Genomic DNA, 6436 nt, shown 5'->3' on the forward strand with positions numbered 1-6436 from the left:
AAACTTAAGTTACCATAATGACACAGGAGGTCAATTTAAATGGTTCAACATGATTTTAAAGTTCAAACAAAATGGCATGGTGGTAGAAATGAAGTTGGCAACGTTACAGGAGATATTATTAATGAGCAAATATCTATACCTAGTACACTTGGCGGAAATGGTGTCGGTACGAATCCAGACGAATTATTAGTTAGTGCTGCCTCTTCATGTTACATTATTTCATTAGCAGCTACACTTGAAAGAGCAGGTTACGATGATATTTCTATAACACAATCATCTATAGGCACTGCTATATTTGAAAATGCTAAATTCAGAATGGATTCCATTACGCATTATCCTGAAATCGAAGTTGCACCACATAATAGAGAAAGTCTTGAAAATCGATTACCTAAATTGTTAAAAATTGCTGACAATAACTGTATGATCTCTAACTCAATTCGCAATAACGTTGCTGTACATATTAAACCAACAATTAAATAATACATTCTAGCTATCAGTTCTTTTGTGATTAATAATAATCGGACTGGTAGCTTTTAATTTTATCTTTTAAATTTTCAGAATATTTGTTAAAATAATTAAATCTTACAGTTGGAGGAATATTTTATGCATTATTATCAACCCCTTTTACTTACACCTGGACCAACCCCTGTACCTGATGAAATTATGGCTCAAATTCAATTACCTATGGTAGGTCATCGTTCTCCCGATTTTGAGACGATTGCTGAAGAAGCATTTAGCGGCTTAAAACCGATATTTGGCGCACAAAACGATATTTTAATATTAACTTCAAGTGGTACAAGCGTACTTGAAGCAAGTATGTTAAATATCGCTAACCCTGACGATCATATTGTCATTATAGTTTCAGGTGCATTTGGTAATCGGTTCAAACAAATAGCTGAAACGTATTATAGCAATGTGCACGTCTTTGAGGTTACTTGGGGAAAATCAGTTAATGTTGACCAGTTTATAGACTATATCAAATCACTAAATGTAAAAATAACAGCTGTGTTCTCTCAATTTTGTGAAACATCAACTGGCGTTTTACACCCTATCCATAAACTAGGAAAATCACTTAAAACATATGATAAAGATATCTTTTTTGTAGTGGATGGCGTTAGCTGTATTGGAGCTGTTGAAGTAGATTTAGTCAAAGACAATATAGATGTCTTAGTTTCAGGTAGTCAGAAAGCTATTATGCTACCTCCTGGATTGGCATTTGTAGCTTATAATGATAGAGCAAAGCAAAGATTTAACGAAGTAACTACACCTAGATTCTATCTTGATTTAAATAAATATATTGATTCAGCAAATAATCACTCAACGCCTTTTACACCTAATGTTGCGCTATTTAGAGGCGTTAATGCATATGTTGATTTGGTTAAACATGAGGGCTTCAACCATGTTATTGAAAGACACTATCTTATAAGAGATGCTCTCCGTGCTGCTTTAACAGCCTTAAACCTTAAATTATTAGTTGATGATGATGATGTAGCTTCCCCTACTGTCACAGCTTTCATTCCTAATACAAAAGATGAACTATCATTAATTAAAAACCAACTTAAATCCCGATTTAATATTACAATTGCCGGAGGACAAGGACATTTAAAAGGGAAAATCCTAAGAATAGGACATATGGGTAAGATTTCTCCATTTGATATATTATCCGTCGTATCAGCTTTAGAACTAATCCTTACTGAAGCAAGAAAAACTAATTATATCGGAACAGGTATATCTAAATTCATGGAGGTGATTCATCATGAGTCATAAAATTTTAGTGTCCGACCCTATTTCAAATGAGGGTATAAAGAGTTTATTGGAAGATGAACAATTTGAAGTTGATATAAAAACCGATTTATCAGAAGATGACTTAATCAATATTATTCCCGAATATGAAGGATTAATTGTACGCAGTCAAACACAAGTTACGAATAAAATCATTCTAGCCGCTTCAAACTTAAAAGTAATTGCAAGAGCTGGCGTGGGCGTAGATAATATCGACATCGACTCAGCTACTTTAAAAGGGATTTTAGTAATCAATGCACCAGACGGTAATACAATATCTGCAACCGAACATTCAATCGCAATGATTTTAGCTATGGCTCGAAATATTCCTCAAGCGCATCAATCTTTAAAATCAGGTGAATGGAACCGTAAAGCTTTTCGTGGTACTGAATTATATAACAAAACATTAGGTGTTATTGGTGCAGGTCGTATTGGTTTAGGTGTAGCCAAACGTGCGCAAAGTTTTGGTATGAATATCTTAGCTTTTGACCCTTATTTAACCGAAGATAAAGCAAAAACATTAGACATTAAATTAGCAACAGTTGACGAAATTGCTGAAAATGCCGACTTTGTCACAGTCCATACGCCACTTACACCTAAAACGAAAGGTATTGTAGGAGAGTCATTTTTCAAAAAAGCTAAGCCAAACTTACAAATTATAAATGTTGCAAGAGGCGGTATTATTGATGAACAAGCACTTGTAAATGCATTAGATCAGTCACTTATTTCTAGAGCAGCAATTGATGTTTTTGAACATGAACCGCCTACAGATTCACCACTAATTGAACACGATAAGATTATAGTGACACCTCATTTAGGAGCTTCAACGGTAGAAGCTCAAGAAAAAGTAGCTATATCAGTTTCTAATGAAATGAAAGATATTCTTACAAATGGCACTGTCAAAAATGCCGTTAATGCACCTAAGATGGATATGAATAACGTAGATCAAAACGTTAAAGATTATTTATCTTTAGCTACAACACTTGGAGAATTTGGAATACAATTATTAAGCGGTGCCCCAAGTAAAATTACAATGACATATGACGGTGATGTTGCAAAAGCAGATACAAGTCTAATTACAAGAACTATAGTTACTCATATATTAAAAGAAGATTTTGCAGATGAAGTTAATATTATAAATGCACTTGCTTTATTAAATAAACAAGATGTATCTTACAATATTGAAAAGAATAAAAATGATTCTGGTTTCAGTAATTATATAGAATTATCATTATCTAATGATAAAGATTCAATTAAAATCGGTGGTACAGTATTAGCCGGATTCGGTCCTAGAATTGTTAGAATTAATAACTTCTCTTTAGATTTTAAGCCTAATCAATATCAAATTGTTACATGTCATAATGACCAACCTGGCATTGTAGGTAAAACTGGAAACTTATTAGGTTCTAAAGGTATAAATATTGCGTCAATGACTTTAGGAAGAACTGATGAAGGTGGACAGGCATTAATGATTCTCTCTATTGATCAACAAGCACCTCAACAAATTATTGAAGAGTTAAATCAAGTCGTACCATTTAATAAAATTATAAGTACCAAGCTAACGATTTAAACCTTAAAGTAATTAAAGCTACAGAAATATATGAATGTTGTATCCAGTACATCACTCATGTATTCTGTAGCTTATTTTTATAATAAAATTTGTCTTAATTCACCAACATGATTAATAATATAATTCGCTTCATATGACTCTAATTCTGATTTAGCTTGCTTACCTTTTAATCCTGTTAATGTTCCTATAAAAGTAGCACCAATTTTCTTAGCACTTAATAAATCTGCTAAAGAATCCCCTACTATAAAAACATCTTCTTTATTTACAATATCATTCTGTACCGAAGCATATTTATAATATTCTTCTTCTTTATTACCATTTAATGTAGCAATATAACTAAAAGGATTAGGTTTACCTAATGGCTTATAATTAGGATATAAATTCTCTGCCTTCATCACTTCACTTGCTGTCACAATGTGATTATTGTCGAAGTATGGTAATAATTCTAATGATTCAAAAGGCACAAGCGTTTCAGTTCTAGGTCTACCTGTTGCTATTGCAATACGATAGCCTGCATTTTTCAAATCATTAAACAAATTTTGCAATTCTTCAACTGGACGAATGACAATTTCTTGATGTATAAAGCCAGTTTTATCACTATTATATGCTGGTTGACCTTCAACAGTCTCGAATAGGGTTGATCCTAAATACCATTCTTGATATATAGATTGCGTTAAATACCATAATGAACTTTTAAATTCAAATAGTGATACATTACTCACACTAAGCTCACTTTTAGCAAATTCCTGTAAAGATGCAAAAATATTCTCTTTCCCACTATCAACCGAATTTAAAAAAGTAAGTGGTAAATTATAATCAATTTGATAATCTTTGGTTATAGACTGACCTATTAATTGTAATTGCGATGGTTTTATAGACTTTGTTTGTAATACATTTTCAATCTTGTCTAATGGCAGTAGCTTTAAGATTTTAATAAAATGTAGACAAAATACAATATAGAGCATATCCCAATTAGAATTAAGACCTAATGATTTTAATTGATGCAATACTTTATCATTCACAAAGATGTTAGACCTTACATTTGAAATTATGTCATCATCAAGATGGTTTAAATTATTGTTATTATCCAAACCTAAATAATTATTATCCATTAGCAATTCATATACTGTTAATGCCGAAACATCAAAACATCTTTCTTCACTTAAAAATACACCATCAACATCAAATAAAACTGACTTCATCTATCTTACTCCCTTTCAGAAAATTCTGATACTATATAATATACATGGTGAAAATAAATAGAGCAAATTCAAAAATGAATTTGCTCTACTTTAATATTATTGTTCCATTTGTTTTTCAATTTCATCTGCTACTTGTTGAACATGTGTACCTATAATCACTTGCGTAGAATGTTGACCACTTTTAGTTACACCAACAGCTCCAGCGTTCTTGATTTTTTGTTCATCAATGTTTGAATTGTCTTTAAGTTCGAGTCTTAGTCTTGTTGCGCAATTAGTTAAGGTAGTAATATTTTGGCTACCACCTAAACCTTCCAGTATTTGTGAAGCTGACTTAGTATATTTACTTGTTTTAGTTGGTTTACCATTATCATTTTCTTTTTCAATAGCATCTTCGTCTGTTGGATCAGCTAATTCATTATCTCCACGACCAATAGTATTTAAGTTAAATACTTGTATAACAAATCTAAAGATGACGTAATATAAGATAAAGAATACAACACCTTGTACTAGTAACATGAGTGGATGATTAGATACTGGATTAATTAATGATAATAGATAATCTATAAGACCAGCGCTAAATGAGAATCCTGCTGTCCAATGGAAAAGTGCTGCAATAAATAGTGATAGACCTGTTAAGAAAGCATGAATAACATATAATACAGGTGCTACAAACATAAACGCAAATTCAATAGGTTCAGTTACACCAACGAAGAATGCAGCAATAGCACTTCCTAAAAACCAACCATAAACTTGCTTTTGTTGTGAAGTTTTAGCAGTATGATACATCGCTAATGCCGCTGCTGGCATACCAAACATCATAATTGGGAAGAAACCAGCTTGATATCGACCTGTTATACCATGAACAGCATCTTTACCAGTTTGGAATTTACCGATATCATTAATGCCAATTGTATCAAACCAAAATACAGTGTTTAATGCATGATGTAGACCAGTTGGAATTAATAGTCGATTCGCTACACCATAAATAAATGCACCAAAAGGTCCCATTCCGACAATCCATGTTCCAAATGTCATGATTGCACCATATACAACTGGCCAAACAAATAATAATATAATTGCTAAGAAAGTACAGAAAAAGGCTGTTAGTATTGGAACTAAACGTTTCCCACTAAAGAACGATAATGCAACTGGTAATTCAGTGTCACTAAATTTATTATAGGTATATGCTGCAATTAAACCAATAATAATACCTACAAAAACATTAGCATTATCCATTTTTTCAAATGATAAATCTATGGAACTTTGTTTCATATGTAAAATAGGTGCTAAATTTTTAGGTGATAGTACTTGTGTAACAACAAAGAAACCTAATGCTGCGGCAAGTGCAACGGCACCATCATTTTTCTTAGCCATACCAATTGCTACACCAATGGCAAATAGTATTCCCAATTGTCCTAAAATAGTTGTACCCACTGCTACAAAAAATAGAGCTACTTGAGGTAATACATGTAATGCATTAAGTGCGTTACCAATCCCTACTATAATCGCTGCAGCAGGTAAGACAGCAACAGGAAGCATTAATGAACGACCTAAGTTCTGAAAAAATTTATACATTCAATTCTCCCCTTTTCGATTGAATTACAACAATTATGTATTTGATATCCAAAACTATATAATTCAATGTTATTTATAGTTAATATTTAATGAAAGCGTTCTTAAATGCCGTCACATCAATTATTATCCTTAAATATTGTATCAGAATAAGAAGATAATTAAAATTGCTAATACGCTCTAATTATGAACTTTTCAAGATATTTAATTAGTGATTTTTTGAAATCTTTCATTTTAATTCGAAAAAAAAGATATTAAATACATCTATAAATAGCTTAATATTTAACTTTATATTAATTCATTTAAAATA

The 6436-nt window shown here is 31.7% G+C and carries 5 protein-coding genes; 3 read left to right on the forward strand and 2 right to left on the reverse strand.

All coding sequences use genetic code 11. The features are described from left to right. Positions 1 to 39: 39 nt before the first annotated feature. The 3 genes from CD121_RS00925 (at position 40) to serA (ending at position 3352) form a co-directional block, all read left to right on the forward strand. On the forward strand, positions 40 to 480 hold the full coding sequence (locus CD121_RS00925) for an OsmC family protein (RefSeq protein WP_029055659.1): 441 nt from the start codon (positions 40 to 42) through the stop codon (positions 478 to 480). 123 nt (positions 481 to 603) lie between these two features. Continuing rightward, complete coding sequence (locus CD121_RS00930; protein WP_029055658.1) at positions 604 to 1767, forward strand: pyridoxal-phosphate-dependent aminotransferase family protein; 1164 nt, start codon at positions 604 to 606, stop codon at positions 1765 to 1767. Further along, on the forward strand, positions 1757 to 3352 hold the full coding sequence (serA, locus tag CD121_RS00935; protein ID WP_126567286.1) for a phosphoglycerate dehydrogenase: 1596 nt from the start codon (positions 1757 to 1759) through the stop codon (positions 3350 to 3352). Before CD121_RS00930 ends, serA begins: the two co-directional genes overlap by 11 nt. A gap of 77 nt (positions 3353 to 3429) precedes the next feature. Here serA and CD121_RS00940 read toward each other — a convergent pair whose 3' ends face one another. Together CD121_RS00940 and nagE are read right to left on the reverse strand one after the other, a co-directional pair. Further along, entirely contained in the window at positions 3430 to 4554 is a 1125-nt protein-coding gene (locus CD121_RS00940) for an HAD family hydrolase (RefSeq protein ID WP_126567287.1), read from the reverse strand. A 96-nt stretch (positions 4555 to 4650) separates the two neighbouring features. Further along, entirely contained in the window at positions 4651 to 6129 is a 1479-nt protein-coding gene (gene nagE, locus CD121_RS00945) for an N-acetylglucosamine-specific PTS transporter subunit IIBC (protein WP_046466810.1), read from the reverse strand. Positions 6130 to 6436: the final 307 nt, after the last annotated feature.

The sequence above is a fragment of the Staphylococcus pasteuri genome (assembly GCF_003970495.1).
GTDB classification, from domain to species: domain Bacteria; phylum Bacillota; class Bacilli; order Staphylococcales; family Staphylococcaceae; genus Staphylococcus; species Staphylococcus pasteuri.